The following is a 17,916-nucleotide window of genomic DNA, read 5'->3' as shown; positions in this document are numbered from 1 at the left end:
AAAAATCTCAATGAATAAACGCCTGACCAAAAATAAAAATCCCCATAAAGGTACATCACGCTGTGCAAGTTAGAGTAAAAGTCAACGAGCTGTAAACGAGTGCCCCACAAACCAAAGTGAGAACAAGATCACACTTCGTTATTTATCACGAGCAAAATCATCCTTCTTTACTGTCAATGCCTACAAAAATGTTACGCGATTGTCGCAAATTTGTTCTAGTATTAATCAGCTAAATTAGCGATGTCGAAAGCTTGAAAAATAACAAATAAAACGCACTCGGGAATAGATGAACATGGATATTGGGTTAAAGTTCAAAAGCATAACTCAGGTTATGCTTGCTGTGATGTTATCGATACTCAGCCTTTCAACGTTAGCGACACCTTGGGATGACAAGCCCCCCGAGGAGGTCGTCGCAACTTTGGACAAAAAATTTTCCGAAGGTAAGTACTCGGCCAAAGGGGCTGACACTTGCCTGATGTGCCATAAGAAAAGTGCCACTGTAATGGCTATTTTTGATGGCGTACATGGCAATCCTAATGTCAAAGATTCCCCCATGGCCGATTTACAGTGTGAGGCTTGCCACGGCCCGCTCGGTAATCACAACAAGGGCGGTAAAGAGCCGATGATCACCTTCGGCCAGCATTCCCCCGTTCCCGCGCAAAAACAGAACAGTGTTTGCATGAGTTGCCATAACGACGACCAACGCATCGCGTGGAAAGGGAACCACCATGACAATGCCGATATCCCCTGCAGTAGCTGCCACCAAGTACACGTAGCAAAAGACCCTATCAGCGACAAAGCCAACGAAGTGGCGATTTGTACCCAATGCCATACCCAACAAAAAGCGGATATGCACAAACGCTCATCCCATCCACTGCAATGGCAACAAATGGTCTGTAGCGATTGCCACAATCCCCATGGTAGTTTAAATGATGCCAGTCTGAAACAAATGAGCGTCAACGAAAACTGTTACAGCTGCCACGCCGAAAAACGCGGTCCTAAATTGTGGGAACATGCGCCAGTCACCGACAATTGCGCGAACTGCCATAACCCCCACGGCAGCGTCAACGAATCCATGCTCATTAGTAAACCGCCACAGTTATGCCAACAGTGCCACGCCTCCGATGGCCACAGCAGTAATGCTTACTTTGGTAATCAAACCAATGCCTTCACCTCGGGTAATTCCTGTATGAATTGCCATGGACAAGTGCATGGTTCAAACCATCCATCCGGCAAGTTGCTCCAGAGATAACAAGGGAATGATCATGCAAATAATGAACATATCGACTCCTAAAGCTTGTTTCTCACTCACATTACTGGCTTGGGCGATTAGTGGCGTCCTCAACACCGCCCATGCTGAAGGATATGAAATCCAAAAAGCGAATCGTAGTGGCATAAAAAGTGAGGCTTGGAGCTGTAAACAATGCCAGACCAAGACGGGGCGCCAAGGCAACGTCAGCGCCACGCTCGCCTACAATGACGGCGAAGACAGCCGTTTTGGTAATCGAACTGGCACGGATAAGGATGGCTTGGTCGGTGCCGTGGGCGCCGATATGCAATACCAAGCTGAGAGTGGTTACCAAACTAGGCTTGAGGCCGATAAACTGGGATTTGACACGGGTTCTGCCCAGCTCACCACAGGTCAACCCGGGCACTATCAAATCCAATTGGGTTATAAAGGGCTCGCAAATTACCAATACAATCAGCTAAAAAGCCCTTATCTCACCGATAACGATAAGATGCTCTTGCCTGAAAATTGGGTAGAGGGAGCAACAACCCAATCCATGCCGTTACTGCAATCGAGTTTAATCGAGCAGGACTTAAGCATTACGCGGGATAGATTCAACCTCGGCGGTTACTATGCTGGCCATATCTCATCGAGCAGCCGCTACAAAGCCTCGGTAAACTACCAGCATGAAAACCGCAGCGGCGCGAAAAAGACCAGCGCAAATATTCTCACTAACAGTGTGATGTTGGCGCAGCCAATCGATGACAGCACAGATGAAATCGATGCCAGAGTCTATTTTGGCGGCGCAGGCTGGCAAGCGGGCATAAACAGCCAGATAAGCCAATACAAGAATGACCATCAGGCGCTGCTATGGCAATCGGCCTATACTCCCACCTTTGGTGCGGCCTACTTTGGGCAAAATGCCGTCGACCCAGATAACAAGGCCTATCGGATCGCCGCCGAGGCCAGTGGTGGCCAAAATGGCCATAACATCCTCATGCATGCGGGTATCAGCAAAATGTCGCAGGATGAAGCTTTTCTTCCTGCTACCATTAATGGCCCCTCCCCTGTACTGCCAACCGATAATTTAGATGCCCAAGTGGACATCCTAGATATGGTGCTTAAGTATTCAGGCCGCATCACACAGGATTTGAGTGTTCAAGCCAGTTATAACTATCAAGACAGGGAAAACAAGACGGCTCAACTGGATTTCCCACAGGTCGTGACCGACAGTTTTCATCAAGGTGCAGAACAAAACCGCCTCTACGATAAACGCAGCAAACAATTCGACCTTAAAGGCAAATACCGCTTAACCCCGTCAGCCTATGCTGAAGCGGGATATAGCCGTGATGAAGTTATCTATTCTGAACTAGACAGGCAATCCGTTGACGAATCGGGGCTGTTTGCCAAACTTAGCTACCGTTATTCACCTGCTTGGTCTGCTTGGTTAAAGGGAGAAGCATTAGACCGCAATGGCAGTGAATACAATCCTGTGACCAGCACCCAAAGTCCGAGCAACCCTTGGCTGCGCAAATCCTACCTCGCGGACAGGAAACGTCAAAAAATCACCCTACACACAGATTATCAAAGTGATATCGGCTTATCTGTGGGAGCGAGTTTACACAGCATCGACGATGACTATGACCACACCTTGGTCGGGCTCACCCAAGTCTCTTACCTTGGCTATGACGTTTCAGCACAGTATTTGATTAGCGATAATTTGAGTATCAACGCCTATCTCAACCAAGACTGGCGCGATTCCGATCAGGCTGGAAGCAATCGTTTCTCAACCCCAGATTGGTACAGCACATCTGAAGAGAAATCGACCCTGATTGGCGCGGGTATCGCCTATCAAAACCTGTTGGATAATCGTTTAGATCTGGGCTTGGACTACAGCTACTCCGACGGCCAAAGCGACACCGAAGTCACCTACGGTATCAACAGTCCCTACGGTGACTATTACAGCCGCAAGCACAATATTAACGCCTATGCCAAATATAAGCTGGCCGACAGTATGTCGTTACGCTTCGATTGGTTGTTCGAGAAATATCAAGATGCAAACTGGCAAAACCAAAACACCACTTGGGACACAGTCCCCAATGTGCTCAGTTTTGGCGACATCAGCCACGACTACAATGCTCATTACTTAGGTTTGACCTTAAGCTACCAAATGTAACTTAGGCACTGACAGCGTATTCCAAGGATAGAAATATGAACAAGTTTGCAAGATTTAGCACACAATTCAGTCTGTTACTGGCCTTAACCACCCTGCTTTCCGCCTGTGGTGGCAGTGACGGTAACGATGGCTCACCCGGTGAGCCAGGTAAACCACCCGCGATGACGATTACTAGCCTAAACATCATGGTCGATAAAGTCGCCGTGACCGACGGCATCGCTCAAGTCGATTATCAGGTGAGCAACCAAGATGATGAAGCCGTAGTCGGTATTCCCTCGGCCACCTTCATTGCAGCGCAATTACTGCCTCAGGGCGCGACAGGTGCGGGTAATAGCAGTGAGTGGCAACATTTCACCTCTGAAACGTGCGCCGCTTCTTGCCCTGGCACGTTTGTCGACCATAAGAACGGCCATTACAGTTATCGTTTTAGTGCCACATTTAACGGTATGAATGGTGTGAGCTTTCTTAACGATGCGACCCAGCGAGTCGTCATCAAACTCGGCGGCGATGCTCTAGCCGATGGCACAGCTCTCCCCATTACCAATCAACACTACGATTGGCAAACCTCGGGTAATACCCTAGCCTACACCCGTAACTTAGTCACCATTGAAACCTGTAATAGCTGCCACAGTAATTTGGCGTTCCATGGTGGACGCTACAACCAAGTTGAAACCTGCGTAACTTGCCATAACAGTAAAAAAGTCAGCAATCCTGCGGATATTTTCCCGCAAATGATCCACAGCAAACACTTAGCGGGTTTCCCTCAATCCATCAGTAATTGCCAGACTTGCCACGTTGATAATCCTGATTTAGCCGAAGCTCAAAACTGGCATAGGGTGCCCACTATGGAAGCTTGTGGAGCCTGCCATACCCAAATTAACTTCCCTGCGGGCCAAGGCCATCCTGCGCAAGCAGATAATAGCAATTGCGTTGCCTGCCATAATGCCGATTGGACCGCCAACGTACACGGTAATGAAGATCAAACAGCCGCGTTAGCCCAGTTTAGTCCTAGCATCAGTAGCGCAAGTATGGATGCTAATGGCACAGTGACAGTTGCCGTGACGCTAAGCAATCCATCCACTGGTACTGTATACAGTGATAGCGCAGATAAGCTCAAATTTATCAGCGACCTAAGGGTCTATGCTAACTGGGGAACCAGTTTCGATTACAGTACCCGCTCCGCGCGCTCAATTCGTCTACCCGAGTCCACACCGGTCTCTGGCAGCAACGGCACTTACACTTATACCATTTCGGGTCTCACGATTCCGGCAGGAACTGAATCGGACCACGGCGGCTTAGCGATTCAAGGCCGAGTTTGCGCCAAAGATAAAGTATTAGTGGATTGCAGTACTGAACTTGCCGAAGTACTGGTTATCAAGGCAAGCCACAGTTACTTTGATATGTCAGCCTTAAGTACCACTGGCAGACGCGAAGTCATTAGCAATGCCAACTGTGCTAGCTGCCACGGCGATCAACAACTGAATATTCATGGTGCACGCAACGATTTAGCGGGCCAATGCCAGCTATGCCACAACCCGAATATGCAGGCCGATGCAACAGCCGCAAATCCCTCCATTACCTCCTTTGACTTTAAACAGTTAATTCATGGGATCCATACCAGCCAATTTGCTGGCTTTGAAGACCTCAACTACCCAGGCAAAATCGGTAATTGTGCTCAATGCCATATCAAAGATGCTGCGGGAGTTTCAACGGTTGCCCTCCCCTTAAACGCGGCAGTTCAACCACTTGCACTGAACAACGGTACCTTTACCAGCCCAATAGCTGCGGTGTGCAGTAACTGTCACTCAAGTGATACCACCCGCAACCATATGATGCAACAAGGCGCGGTATTTGCGGGAACAAAAGCCGACGCCACCGCAGGTACAGAAACCTGTGCTTTCTGCCACGGACAAGGCGCTGTCGCCGACGTATTGAAAGTCCACCCTATAAAATAACCCTATGATGCAGGCCGAAAGGCCTGCTACTGCAGATATAAAAGGAACTCATACTATGCAGTCATCTACCTCTAAAGAAATAGTCAGATCTCAATCACATTACCCGCTTAAAGTGACTGATAAATACCAATGACTTAGTTAGCCTTACAGGTGGGATCTAATTCCACACATTAAATGCGGTTAATGAGATTTATTCTTATTCGCTAAGCGCTTAATGATGAATAAAACTATTGCAGGGAAATATCATGATGAAACGGTTCAATTTCAATACCGCAACAAAAGCGATGTTGGGTGCCGGTTTACTTTCACTTCTTCTCACTGGTTGCGGTGGCAGTGACGGTAAAGATGGTGAAGACGGTAAACCAGGCGTTGTTGGTGTTAATATCGACTCAACCTCAACGTTAAAAGCGAAATTCACAAATGCCACCGTTGATGCTGGCAAAGTCACCGTTGATTTTACATTGGAAAATGCCAATGGTGTGGCCGTACTCGGCTTAACGAAAGATCACGATTTACGATTCGGTATTGCTCAGCTCACCCATGTGACTGAAGCAACGGATGATCCAGCTAAACCAGCTGATCGCGGCTATCAATGGCAAGCCTATATCAATGCCAAAAAAGAGCCTGGCACTGTCCCATCAGGTGTCGATAACCTTAATCCATCGGCCCAGTTCCAAGCCAACGTTGAAGCGGCAAATAAATGCGACACTTGCTTAGTTGACCACGGTGACGGTAGCTATAGCTACACCTATCAGGCCAACATTGCCAATGTAACTGAGCCACTCACAGTTACTTACAGTGCCGACGCGACTCAACGCGCCACAATGGAGCTTGATTTACCACAGGTTGTGGCCAACGCCCATTTCGATTGGCAACCCTCTACAGGCAAAACTGAAGGCATTCAAACCCGCAATGTGGTTTCTATTCAAGCCTGTTACACCTGTCACCAACCAGAAAGCTTAGAGCTGCATGGTGGTCGTCGTATCGATCTTGAAAACTGTGCCTCTTGCCATACTGCAACTTCTGGTGACCCAGAATCAGGCAATAGCATTGAATTCACTTACATGATCCACGCTATCCACAAAGGTGGTGAGCGTCATACCTTCGATGAGACAGGCGCAGAAGTTCCAGCACCTTACAAGATTGTTGGTTACGGTGGTTCATTACACGACTACGGCAAAGTAGGCTTCCCATTGAAACCTGCCGCGGACTGTTCTGCATGTCACGTTGAAGGTGCGGGCGCGCCTGCGAATGCAGACCTCTTCAAAGCCGATTTAAGCAATCAAGCTTGTATTGCTTGTCACACCGAAAAACCATCTTCACACCACAGCAGCACAGATTGTACGTCTTGCCACAATGCTACTGAGCCTTACGGCGGTACTGGCAGCGCGGCCAAACGCCATGGTGATGTACTGAAAGCCTATTCTGATACTCAAGCAATGGGCATCAAGTTCAGCAATGTGGGTGTGAATGATACAGGTAAGATTACCTTTGATGTTCAAGTGGTTGATAAAGATGGCAACGCTATCGATAAAGCACTTGTAAACCAAGGCTCACGCGTTGTAGTGGCATGGGATTCTGATAAAGATTACCCAAGCTATGCTGACGCCTCTTACAGCAACCGTCGTATCGCACTGAGCGAAGGCACTTACAACGAAGCGACCAAAACCTATACATTAACTGGTACTAAGTTCAACCTACCAGCGGATGCTAACGGTAAAACCTTTGAACTCTGGTCTACATTAGAAGTGTGTTTCAACAGCGGTGGTTACGGTGTTGCAGAAATCGTTCCAACCGATTGTAGTGTGGCGAACGTGCGTAAAGTGCCCGTGAAAGAAGCCCCTTACCACTTCGTTTGGAAAGACACTGGTGTAGATAGCGCAGCAACGGCTAAGACACGTCGTGAAATCATCGACCCAACTAAGTGCCAAGGCTGTCACAATCAGGAAATCCACCACTATGACAACGGCGTAAACTGCCAAACTTGCCATACATCGGATAAGACCCTGAAAAATGATGCGGCCTATCCAGGCGGCAAGATCCCAACCAGCTTTGCTTGGAAAGCGCACGAACGTGAAGGCCATTACCTCAAGTATGCTGGCGTTCAATCAGGTACTGTACTTAAGACCGATTGTTCAACCTGTCACACTGATAAAGGTATCACCCTAGGACGTGCTCCTGAGCGTGTATGGCGCTATGGCGACATCACCAACGGTGGCGCTGATATTTGGGTATCTTCAGATGCGGGTGCATGTTTAAGCTGTCACCAGAAGTATCTGTCTGATGCGGCTAAGTCTCACATTGAAGCTAACGGCGGTATCTTAAATGGTACCAGTGCTGCGGATGTTCAAACCCGTGCGTCTGAAAGCTGTGCAACTTGCCATACTCCAACTCAGTTACGCGAAGCACACGGTAACTAAATAAACCACCTCTTTAGCGATTAAAGAGACGGGACAAAAAGAGAGAGGTAACCCCTCTCTCTTTTTTATTTTCCCCCTCACAATCCGCCGTTTTTTTGATCTAAATTTGTTTTTCCCCTGTGGTTTAACTACCTCTTTAGAAATAGAAAGATCCAAGTCACACATTAGCAAAGGCCTTGAAGATTTTAGGGGCATGTTAGGTTAGCCTTTCTTTGGGGAATTCTATTTCCAGCATCCACTTAAGTTGCCTTCGAGACCAAAGCACAGACAAAGAATCTGTCGGGCGCAGGAGATAAGCAGTTAAGTAATGCCAAACCTATGCAGGGAAAAAAATGATGAACGTACAAAAATCAAAATTCGCACTGCTGCTCGCAGCAAGTGCCGTCACTATGGCCTTAACTGGCTGTGGTGGAAGCGATGGTAATGATGGTAAACCCGGTGAGCCAGGTGGCGAGCCAGCTCCCGCTATTCAAAAACTCAATTTTACCTTTAACAAATCTGTTGTGACTAACGGTGTCCCAAGTGTGGAATTCACCGTGACTAACGAAGACGATTTGCCAGTAGTGGGCCTGCAAAAAATGCGCTTTGCTGCTGCTCAGCTGATTCCACAGGGTGCAACAGGTGCCGGTAATGCCTCTCAATGGCAATACTTTGGTGATGAGACCTGCGATGTGGCATCAACCTGTCCTGGTACCTTCGTAGACATGAAGAACGGCCACTACAGCTACACCTTCAACATGAATCTCACTGCCAACGCTAAGATCACCTATAACGACCAGCTGGCTCAACGTGTTCTGATCCGCGCTTACAACACGCCATTACCAGACGGCACACAAGTCCCTAACAGCAACGCTTATGTTGATTTTACCGCTGACACAGGTGCAACACCGGGTTACAGCCGTAAAGTCGTCGCCACTGAAAACTGTAATGCTTGTCACCAAGACTTAGCCAATGTGAAACACGGCGGCGCTTACTCAGATGTGAACTACTGCGCGACTTGCCATACTTCTGGCAAAGTGGGTGTAGGTAAAGAATTTAACGTGTTAGTCCACGCTAAACATAAAGACCTCACCTTAGGTTCGTTAGAAAGCTGCCAAAGCTGTCACGTTGAAACCGAAGCCGCACCTGATTGGGGCAACTGGTCACGTATCCCAACTGCCGCCACCTGTGGTAGCTGCCATACAGCCGTTGATTTTGCCGCAGGCAAGGGCCACTCTCAGCAGTTAGATAACTCTAACTGTATCGCTTGCCACAACAGCAATTGGACTGCCGAGTTACATACAGGTAAAACCGCTGAGAAGAAAGCGGTTATGGCTCAGTTAGGTATGTCTGCCACACTCGCGGGTCAAGAAGACAATACTGCGGTATTAACCGTATCTATCTTAGATAAAGACGGTAATGCCATCGATGCAGCAAGCGTACAAGATAAGATCAAACGTTTAGAAACGATCACTAACGTCGGTCCTAACTTCCCGATCATGGGCTACAACAAGAGCCCAGGTAGCGGTGCTGCTAAGATAGCCAAAGACCTCGTTAAAGATGGTGCACTGCAAGATGGTGTGACCTTAGTTGACGGTAAACTGGTATTCACCACTCCTGCACTGCCATTTGGTGCTGGCGATACTGATACCGCCTTTACCTTTATCGGTCTAGAAATGTGTAACACTGGCACCACGCTGACAGCTTGTACTGCAGATAGCACAACCACCAGCATGAAAGCTGACTTAGTCTTCGGTACTAAATCAGGCAATGCACCCAGCATGCGCCATGTGAACTCAGTGAACTTCAGCACTTGTCAAAACTGTCACAGTGATACCTTCGAGCTACACAAAGGTCACCACTCAGGCTTTGTGATGACTGAACAAGTTTCACATGCTAAAGACGCAAACGGTAAACCAATTGTCGGTGTGGATGCCTGTGTGGCCTGTCATACCCCTGATGGTACCTACGCAAGCGGTGCAAACAAAGGTGGTTTCGAAATGAAACTGCACGTGGTTCACGGTGAGCAAGGCGTTATCAAAGAATGTACTCAGTGCCACAACGACTTCAACTTAGACGCATTCAAAGTGAAGGGTGCACTGGCCACTTCTGCTGGTAAATACACCACGCCAATCACAGCAACTTGTACTTCATGCCACGCGCCAGAATCAATTGGCCACGGCTTAGAAAATATGGGTGCGATTGTGAACGGTGATTATATTCAAGCCAACCAAGCGGCACAGTCAGAAACCTGTTTCTACTGCCATACCCCAACAGTTGCAGATCACACTCAAGTGAAAATGTAATTTGCCCAAGCAGGGGGAGTTCGCTCCCCCTTTCTTGAATTTTGTTGGGACAAATTGGGAAGCCTATTATGAAGAACAGCCACAAAATGAAAAACCTACTGCCGGCATTGATGATGTCTGCGGTCATGGCATTTGCCATCGCACCGAGCGCTCACGCCTCCAAGTGGGATGAAAAAATGACGCCTGAGCAAGTCGAAGCGACCTTAGATAAGAAGTTTGCCGAAGGCAACTACTCACCTAAAGGTGCCGACTCTTGCTTGATGTGCCATAAAAAATCCGAAAAAGTCATGGACCTTTTCAAAGGTGTCCACGGCGCCATTGACTCCACTAAAAGCCCAATGGCTGGCCTACAATGTGAGGCTTGCCACGGACCTTTAGGTCAACACAACAAGGGCGGCAACGAGCCGATGATCACTTTTGGTAAGCAATCGACCTTAAGTGCCGACAAGCAAAACAGCGTATGTATGAGCTGTCACCAAGACGATAAGCGTATGTCTTGGAATGGCGGTCACCATGACAACGCCGATGTTGCTTGTGCCTCGTGCCACCAAGTACACGTCGCGAAAGACCCTGTGTTATCTAAAAACACTGAGATGGACGTCTGTACAAGCTGCCACACTAAGCAAAAAGCGGATATGAACAAACGCTCAAGTCACCCACTCAAATGGGCACAAATGACCTGTAGCGACTGTCACAATCCCCATGGGAGCATGACAGATTCTGATCTGAATAAGCCAAGTATTAACGAAACTTGTTATTCCTGTCACGCCGAGAAGCGCGGCCCAAAACTCTGGGAGCATGCACCCGTCACTGAGAGTTGTGTTACTTGCCACAATCCTCACGGTAGTGTGAATGATGCCATGCTGAAAACCCGTGCACCGCAGTTATGTCAGCAATGTCACGCCAGCGATGGCCATGCCAGCAATGCCTACTTAGGTAACACTGGTTTAGGTTCAAATGTCGGTGACAATGCCTTTACGGGTGGAAGAAGCTGCTTAAATTGCCATAGTCAGGTCCATGGTTCTAACCATCCATCTGGCAAGCTATTACAGCGCTAAGGAGACGAGAAGATGAAATTCAAACTCAATTTGATCACTCTAGCGTTATTAGCCAACACAGGTTTCGCCGTAGCTGCCGATGGTTATGGTCTCGCCAATGCCAATACCGACAAAGTGAAACTCTCAGCGTGGAGCTGTAAAGGCTGCGTGGTTGAAACCGGTGTATCTGGCACTGTCGGTGTCGGCGTCGGTTACAATGGCGAAGAGGATATTCGCTCTGCCAATGCCTTTGGTTCTAAAAACGAAGTCGCGGGCAAGTTCGATGCAGACCTTGCCTACCGTGGTGAAAAAGGTTACCGCGCCAGTGTTGAAGCCTATCAATTGGGCATGGATGGCGGACGTTTAGATGTGAATGCGGGCAAACAAGGCCAGTACAATATCAATCTAAACTACCGTCAAATTGCCACCTACGATAGCAATAGCGCCCTCTCGCCCTATTCTGGTATCGGCGGCAATAACCTGACCTTGCCCGATAACTGGGTTACCGCAGGTTCGAGCAGCCAAATGCCACTATTGATGGACAGCCTCAACAGCCTCGAGTTATCACTGAAACGTGAACGTGCAGGCCTTGGGTTCGAATATCAGGGTGAATCGCTGTGGAGCACCTATGTGAACTACATGCGTGAAGAAAAAACCGGGTTAAAACAAACCTCTGGTAGCTTCTTCAACCAATCTATGATGTTGGCAGAACCCGTGGATTACACCACTGACACCATAGAAGCGGGCGTGAAACTCAAAGGCGATCGTTGGTTCACTGCGCTCAGCTACAATGGTTCGATTTTCAAGAATGAATACAACCAGCTGAACTTTGACAGTGCCTTCAACCCCACCTTTGGTGCGCAAACCTCTGGTGCCATTGCACTCGATCCCGATAACCAGTCACACACAGTGTCGCTGATGGGTCAGTATAACGACGGCAGTAACTCACTGTCTGGCCGTATTTTAACCGGACAAATGAGCCAAGATCAGTCACTGGTGACCTCGGGCTACGGTTATCAACTGCCAACGGATGCGGTAGACGCAAAAGTCGACCTGTTAGGTATGAACCTCAAAGTGGTGAGCAAAGTCAGCAACTCGCTTCGCTTGAGTGGTAGTTACGATTATTACGACCGTGACAACAATACCCCAATCGAAGAGTGGACGCAGATCAGCATCAACAATGTCAGCGGTAAGGTGGCCTATAACACCCCTTACGATAACCGCACACAACGCTTTAAAGTGGCGGCGGATTATCGCATTACCCACGGCATTAAGCTCGATGGTGGTTATGACTTCAAGCGCGACGAACGTGAGTATCAAGACCGTGAAAGCACGGATGAGAACACCGTTTGGGCCCGTTTGCGCGTCAATAGCTTCGACATGTGGGACATGTGGGTAAAAGGCAGTTACGGCAACCGTGACGGCTCACAATACCAAGCGTCTGAATGGACCTCTTCTGAAACCAACAGTCTGTTACGTAAGTACAATCTGGCTGACCGTGACAGAACCCAAATCGAAGCACGCATCACCCATACGCCACTCGACAGCCTGACCATAGACTTCGGTGCCCGTTATGCGCTGGATGATTATACCGATACAGTGATTGGCTTAACTGAGTCAAAAGACACCAGTTATGACGCCAATATCAGCTATATGATCACCGCTGACTTACTGGCAACGGCCTTCTACAACCACCAAACCATTGAGTCAGAACAAGCGGGTAGCAGCAATTACAGCACCCCAACTTGGACAGGCTTTATTGAAGACAAAGTGGATGTGGTGGGCGCAGGCATCAGCTACAACAATCTGCTGGAGAATAAGTTACGCCTAGGTCTGGATTACACTTACTCAGACTCCGACAGTAACACTCAAGTCAGACAAGGTATCACCGGCGACTATGGCGACTATTTCGCCAAAGTCCATAACATTAACTTATATGCTCAATATCAAGCGACTGAGAAACTCGCGCTACGCTTCGATTACAAAATTGAGAACTATAAGGACAATGACGCCGCCAACGATATCGCCGTTGATGGCATTTGGAACGTCGTAGGCTTTGGCAGCAATAGCCATGACTACACCGCACAAATGCTGATGCTGAGCATGAGTTACAAGCTCTAAACTGCGTTTATTGATAGTCAAAAGCCCGCATTTCTGCGGGCTTTTTTATTGGTTATGAAAACAAAAACTCATCGCGCTTTAGAAACAGGCTCTGGCTATTCCAGAAGCCAAAATCTTGAATAAGATCAGACTCTGAGGCAAAACTTGCGCCGAGGATGCGGTATTCCTTGAGTTTACTGGCACTTTAGCGGATGTTAATTCATTGAGTTAACTATCAGTGGATCTTAGATGTCGTCCTTCAGTTGTTCTTTTTGGCGTTTATCGCCTCTGCCCGCCTCGGTAGGCTTAAGTTTGCTCGCTACCCCTGCCATGGCATTCGATTCTAGCGGTGGCACGGCGAGCTTAGTTATCATCGTCGGACTGGGTGGATTTACCCTGATCAACGCCTTGATGCAGGGGCTGTTCTTTTTTGCGGGTCAGTATCGCAATCCCATTTTTGCTAAACGCCATGTGCTGTTCGCACTGATAGCACCACTGCTGGCCTTTGCCTTAACCCTTTATGATCACCGTGCTTGGAGCGACTTTGCACTCAATCTCGGCATGATCATTGTCGGCGTTGGACTGATTTTATTACCGTTGCAATTACGCCAACTTAATCAGCCCAGCACCCGACATGCGAACTGGCTGCTGAGTCTTGGTGCTTTATTCGTGTTAGGCATCAGTTATCTACTACCACCCTGCGCCCTGCTTGCCATTATCTTGGGGCATATTGCTTTAGCCTCTCATGCTAAGGCTCCCACTAAAGCCTTGGGCAGCAAATTATTGAGTTATGGTGTATTAGTTGCGTCCTATGCGCTCTTTGGCTATTGGATCTACCATCTATTGAGCAAACTTGGGGCTTGATGATGACAGATATGTCGCACCCAGCTAGCGAGCCAAATGGCTCAGCAGAGTTAAGTGAATTGCTCCAGCAAATCCGCGCTTGCCAACTGTGTCAGGCCGAATTGCCCCTACCAGCAAAACCCATCTTGCAAGCCAGTAGCCAAGCACGGATCTTAATTGCAGGCCAAGCTCCCGGCGTAAAAAACCACCATAAGGGTATCCCCTTCGACGATGCCAGTGGCGAGCGGCTGCGCGCTTGGCTTAATGTCAGTCGGGAACAATTTTATGACCCTGCGCTGTTTGCCATAGTGCCGATGGGATTTTGTTTTCCGGGAACCATTGAACGCAATGGTAAAAAGCAGGGTGATAAGCCACCCCGCCCCGAGTGCGCCGCAACTTGGCATGCGAAGTTATTGGCCTTGATGCCTCAGATAGAGTTAGTGCTGGTCCTTGGTCAATATGCCATTGATCACCACCTGCCGCGCGCGCAGGCCATAGTGACAGACGGCGCGTTAAACTCTCAAGCGATAGCGGTATCCACCCCACAAGCGAACAAGAAGATCACAGTGACCCAAGCGATTGAGCAATGGGCGTTATATTGGCCAAGGCTGATGGTCATGCCCCATCCAAGTCCGCGCAACAATCTTTGGCTAAAACAGCATCCCGAGTTTGATCGCGAACTGCTCCCCACTCTTCAAGCAAGAATCGCAGACCTGCTGGCGAGCACTCCCGATCCGAAATAAAACCTGCTCAAATCCCAATAAAAAGCCCCATTAAGGGGCTTCGAAATTAGAGCTTGAAAACTGGAGTTTAGAAACGGTTTTAGGCTTACGGCTTAATTGTCATCAAATCGCTGCACTCATAACAAGATTACTGACAGCTAACCCCTACCGCTAAAAATGCCGCAGCCACATCCGCCACCGGATAACCAGAACCTTTGGCACTCGCCGCCTGCTGAACCCCACAGGCCGCTTTGTTAAAGGTCGAGGTCGGTGTCCAATAAAGTTGGTTCGCTAAAACAAACACATCGAACGCCTTGCGGGTATCCCAACCACTCTTGGTCGCTAGCGTGTAAAAGGCTTTGTTAAACACCCCAGAGGAGTAATGCACATCCATGGAACTAGTGTAGTTGGCGGCATTATCGATTGAGCGGCCATCCTTAGGCGGATTATCCATATAACGCAGTGCGCCGCTGCCTTTGACTATGTCGTAGCCCACTTTCCAGTCGTTACTGCCACGCATGTAGAACTCGGCCGCTTCACCGGCAATATCCGAAAACGCCTCATTGATACCGCCTGACTGGCCACTGTAATTTAAGCCTGAGTTTTGCTCGGTAAAACCGTGACTCACTTCATGGGCGGAAACATCCAAACTGACGAGGGGATAGAAGTAACTGGCACCATCACCGAAGGACATGGCAGAGCCATCCCAGAAGGCATTTTCATAGTTACGACCATAATGCACCCGCATCTCTAACTGAAAGGTTAACGGCGCTGTGTTATACCAATCCTTATACATATTAAAAATAACGCCACCGAAATAGTGGGCATCATTTAAAGGCGAATAAGCGCCATTGACCGTCTGATAAGTGTTCTCTGGGCAAGTAAAGGTGAACACCGAGCCACGGCGGGTCGAGTTCGCCATGTTCACGGTTTTTACATTGGCGTTGGTCATAGTGCATGTACCATTAGACTCACTCACCTTAAGAAAACCGTAATCACTGCCGTAATAGTAATCCCCGATTTTGGCATTGCCGCCAGGGCCCGTTGCATCAAAGGAAGTGCTGTTGCCACCTGAACCGCCGCCTCCCCCACTACCGGGTTTACCGACGTTATTTTTGGCGGTCATAATTTCATTCCAATGCTCAAGCACCTCACCTGTTTGCGCATCGACAAAGCCCGTTGGCCGAGACAGTGCATCGGTTTGGTCACTTAAATAGGACACCCGATACATTAATCTCGGGGTATCGTCTTGCATCAGGATCACTAGCTCAACATCCTTTTTCCCCGTTGCCGCCGAACCTGGATATAACCGATTCAAAGCCGCAATCGCCTGTCCTTGAGAAATCCCTGCCTCTACCGAAAAATCATCCGCAATTTGTGCGACATTCCCAATCGCACTCTGTTCGCTATCATCGTTACCCACCACCAGATGATGGCCATATACGAGTACGCCATTAAAATATTGCAACGCCTTTGTTTTGGTTTGACCTTTATTAAGCGTTACCGTTTTAACCGCTTTAAAGCTGTGTTGTTGGCTTAACCCAGCCGCTGCCGAGAGGGATTGCCCGTGATTCACTTTGATTTCGACTGCTTGCGCCTGAAGACTCGCCGCAATACAGATCGCCACTGCTGAAGGTAAGAGATAAACTTTCATCGCGATATCCTTTGCCATAGGTCACAGAGGAACCAATGACACTTAAGGGAACAAAATTTGGCTTCAATCTGCACCCTTCTCACTTGTTAAAACAAAGTTAACGAGAGTTAGGTTCAATTCTCAGTATAGAAGATTAAAAAACACCTGCCCTTTTCTCTTATTTGCCATTACCCTAACCAGATTGCCGCTTGCGCCAGTCCCTTTCTCAATCGTTTGAAAATTAAGGTGAGTTATGTACGTTTTGGATCAACACATCGCCAAACAAATTGTGAGTCGCACCATGAAAATCATTGGGCACAATATCAATGTGATGAATGGTCAGGGCGTGATCTTAGGTTCGGGCGATCCCAAACGTATTGGCTCGACCCACGAGGGCGCGCTGCTCGCCATCGCCCAAAACCGCAATGTGGAACTGAGTGAAGAAGTGGCCTCTGGCTTATATGGCGTCAAACCCGGCATCAACTTACCCCTGCATTATCAAGGGCAAATTATTGGGGTGATTGGTATTACTGGCGATCCTGCCGAGTTAACCCACTACGGTGAGCTGCTCAAAATGACCGCCGAGATGATTGTCGAACAAGCCAACCAGCAGGATCAGCAGCAGTGGGAAAATCGTCAGCGTGAGGAATTTATTCTGCAGTTGATTAAGGCGCAAACCGATGACGATGAACAATTGCATCGCTGGGCCAAACAACTCGACATCGATATCAGTCTGCCGCGAGTGGCCGCCATTATTGAGGTCAGTGAAAAACAATCCGCGCCTACCCAACACAAATCCGCCGCGTTTTCTCCATTAGTCCAGAGCGAGCAAAACGCAGACGAGCGTAATCCCAGAGTCAGCGAAATCCTCAAACAAGTGCTGCATTTGCTGCAAAACCCCGATCGCGGCAACTTGATTGCCATGACCTCCATGTCGCAACTGGTGATCCTAAAACCCGCCTTTCTGGATGGTAAACAATGGGATCCCGAGCTTGAAAACCAGCGTATCGATAAACTGCTGCAGCGGTTACCGGCGCAGATGGATTTACATTTTAAAATCGCCCTTGGGCATTTTTTCCCTGAAAAAGGCGGCATTGCCCGCTCCTACCAAACCGCGCAGGAAACCTTAAACTTAGGCAAACAGCTTAACCCCGAGGGCACAAAATACCTGTTTGAAGACTACTCCTTGCAAGTACTGTTATCGGGACTCAAGCATGATTGGCGTGGTCAGGCGCTGGCCAGCCCCTACCAACAGTTAGCCAAGGCCGATAAAAATGGCCAGCTACGTAAGACTTTAGCCGCCTATATCACTCACTTTGGTGATGCGCAGCAATGTGCTAATGCATTGTTTATTCATCGAAATACCCTAAGATATCGGTTAGATAAAATTCAGCAACTCACCAAGAGTGACATCCATTCCCTCCACGGACTGTTAAGTCTTTATCTTGGACAGTTGATAGATACCTCAAATTACCGACTCGAGTAGAGCCCCATATCACCGCTAGAGTAAAACTCAA

At 48.5% G+C, this 17,916-nt stretch carries 11 protein-coding genes; 10 read left to right on the top strand and 1 reads right to left on the bottom strand.

All coding sequences use genetic code 11. From position 1 onward, the window contains the following. The first annotated feature begins 286 nt into the window (after positions 1-286). The 9 genes from B5P39_RS05380 (at position 287) to B5P39_RS05335 (ending at position 14,787) form a co-directional block, all read left to right on the top strand. Positions 287-1,252, top strand: coding sequence for a DmsE family decaheme c-type cytochrome (locus B5P39_RS05380; protein ID WP_088210735.1), 966 nt, complete (start codon positions 287-289; stop codon positions 1,250-1,252). Between the two features lie 13 nt (positions 1,253-1,265). Continuing rightward, positions 1,266-3,404, top strand: a complete 2,139-nt coding sequence (locus tag B5P39_RS05375) for an MtrB/PioB family decaheme-associated outer membrane protein (protein WP_088210734.1) — start codon at positions 1,266-1,268, stop codon at positions 3,402-3,404. A 35-nt stretch (positions 3,405-3,439) separates the two neighbouring features. After that, complete coding sequence (locus B5P39_RS05370) at positions 3,440-5,359, top strand: OmcA/MtrC family decaheme c-type cytochrome (protein WP_088210733.1); 1,920 nt, start codon at positions 3,440-3,442, stop codon at positions 5,357-5,359. A 245-nt stretch (positions 5,360-5,604) separates the two neighbouring features. After that, complete coding sequence (locus B5P39_RS05365) at positions 5,605-7,779, top strand: OmcA/MtrC family decaheme c-type cytochrome (RefSeq protein WP_088210732.1); 2,175 nt, start codon at positions 5,605-5,607, stop codon at positions 7,777-7,779. A gap of 332 nt (positions 7,780-8,111) precedes the next feature. Continuing rightward, the gene (locus B5P39_RS05355; protein ID WP_088210730.1) at positions 8,112-10,064 is read left to right on the top strand and encodes an OmcA/MtrC family decaheme c-type cytochrome; all 1,953 of its coding nucleotides are present in this window, start codon (positions 8,112-8,114) and stop codon (positions 10,062-10,064) included. A gap of 68 nt (positions 10,065-10,132) precedes the next feature. Further along, positions 10,133-11,122 (top strand): decaheme c-type cytochrome MtrA, encoded by a 990-nt coding sequence (mtrA, locus tag B5P39_RS05350; protein WP_088210729.1) that lies wholly within the window; start codon positions 10,133-10,135, stop codon positions 11,120-11,122. A 12-nt stretch (positions 11,123-11,134) separates the two neighbouring features. Further along, the gene (locus tag B5P39_RS05345) at positions 11,135-13,222 is read left to right on the top strand and encodes an MtrB/PioB family decaheme-associated outer membrane protein (protein ID WP_088210728.1); all 2,088 of its coding nucleotides are present in this window, start codon (positions 11,135-11,137) and stop codon (positions 13,220-13,222) included. 228 nt (positions 13,223-13,450) lie between these two features. Next, positions 13,451-14,065, top strand: coding sequence for a hypothetical protein (locus tag B5P39_RS05340; protein ID WP_088210727.1), 615 nt, complete (start codon positions 13,451-13,453; stop codon positions 14,063-14,065). After that, positions 14,065-14,787, top strand: coding sequence for a uracil-DNA glycosylase family protein (locus B5P39_RS05335; protein ID WP_176399863.1), 723 nt, complete (start codon positions 14,065-14,067; stop codon positions 14,785-14,787). Before B5P39_RS05340 ends, B5P39_RS05335 begins: the two co-directional genes overlap by 1 nt. A gap of 127 nt (positions 14,788-14,914) precedes the next feature. Here the strand turns inward: B5P39_RS05335 and B5P39_RS05330 are convergent, their stop codons facing one another. Beyond that, positions 14,915-16,420, bottom strand: a complete 1,506-nt coding sequence (locus B5P39_RS05330; RefSeq protein ID WP_088210726.1) for a M4 family metallopeptidase — start codon at positions 16,418-16,420, stop codon at positions 14,915-14,917. Between the two features lie 232 nt (positions 16,421-16,652). Between B5P39_RS05330 and B5P39_RS05325 the strand changes: the two genes are divergently transcribed. After that, a complete protein-coding gene (locus B5P39_RS05325; protein ID WP_088210725.1) occupies positions 16,653-17,885 on the top strand; it encodes a sugar diacid recognition domain-containing protein in 1,233 nt (410 codons plus the stop codon). Positions 17,886-17,916: the final 31 nt, after the last annotated feature.

The sequence above is a fragment of the Shewanella sp. Shew256 genome (genome assembly GCF_002196695.1).
In the GTDB taxonomy this organism is placed as follows: Bacteria; Pseudomonadota; Gammaproteobacteria; order Enterobacterales; family Shewanellaceae; genus Shewanella; species Shewanella mangrovisoli.
The sequence above is the reverse complement of the archived record's forward strand: the minus strand, read 5'-3'. Positions and strand labels throughout refer to the sequence as shown.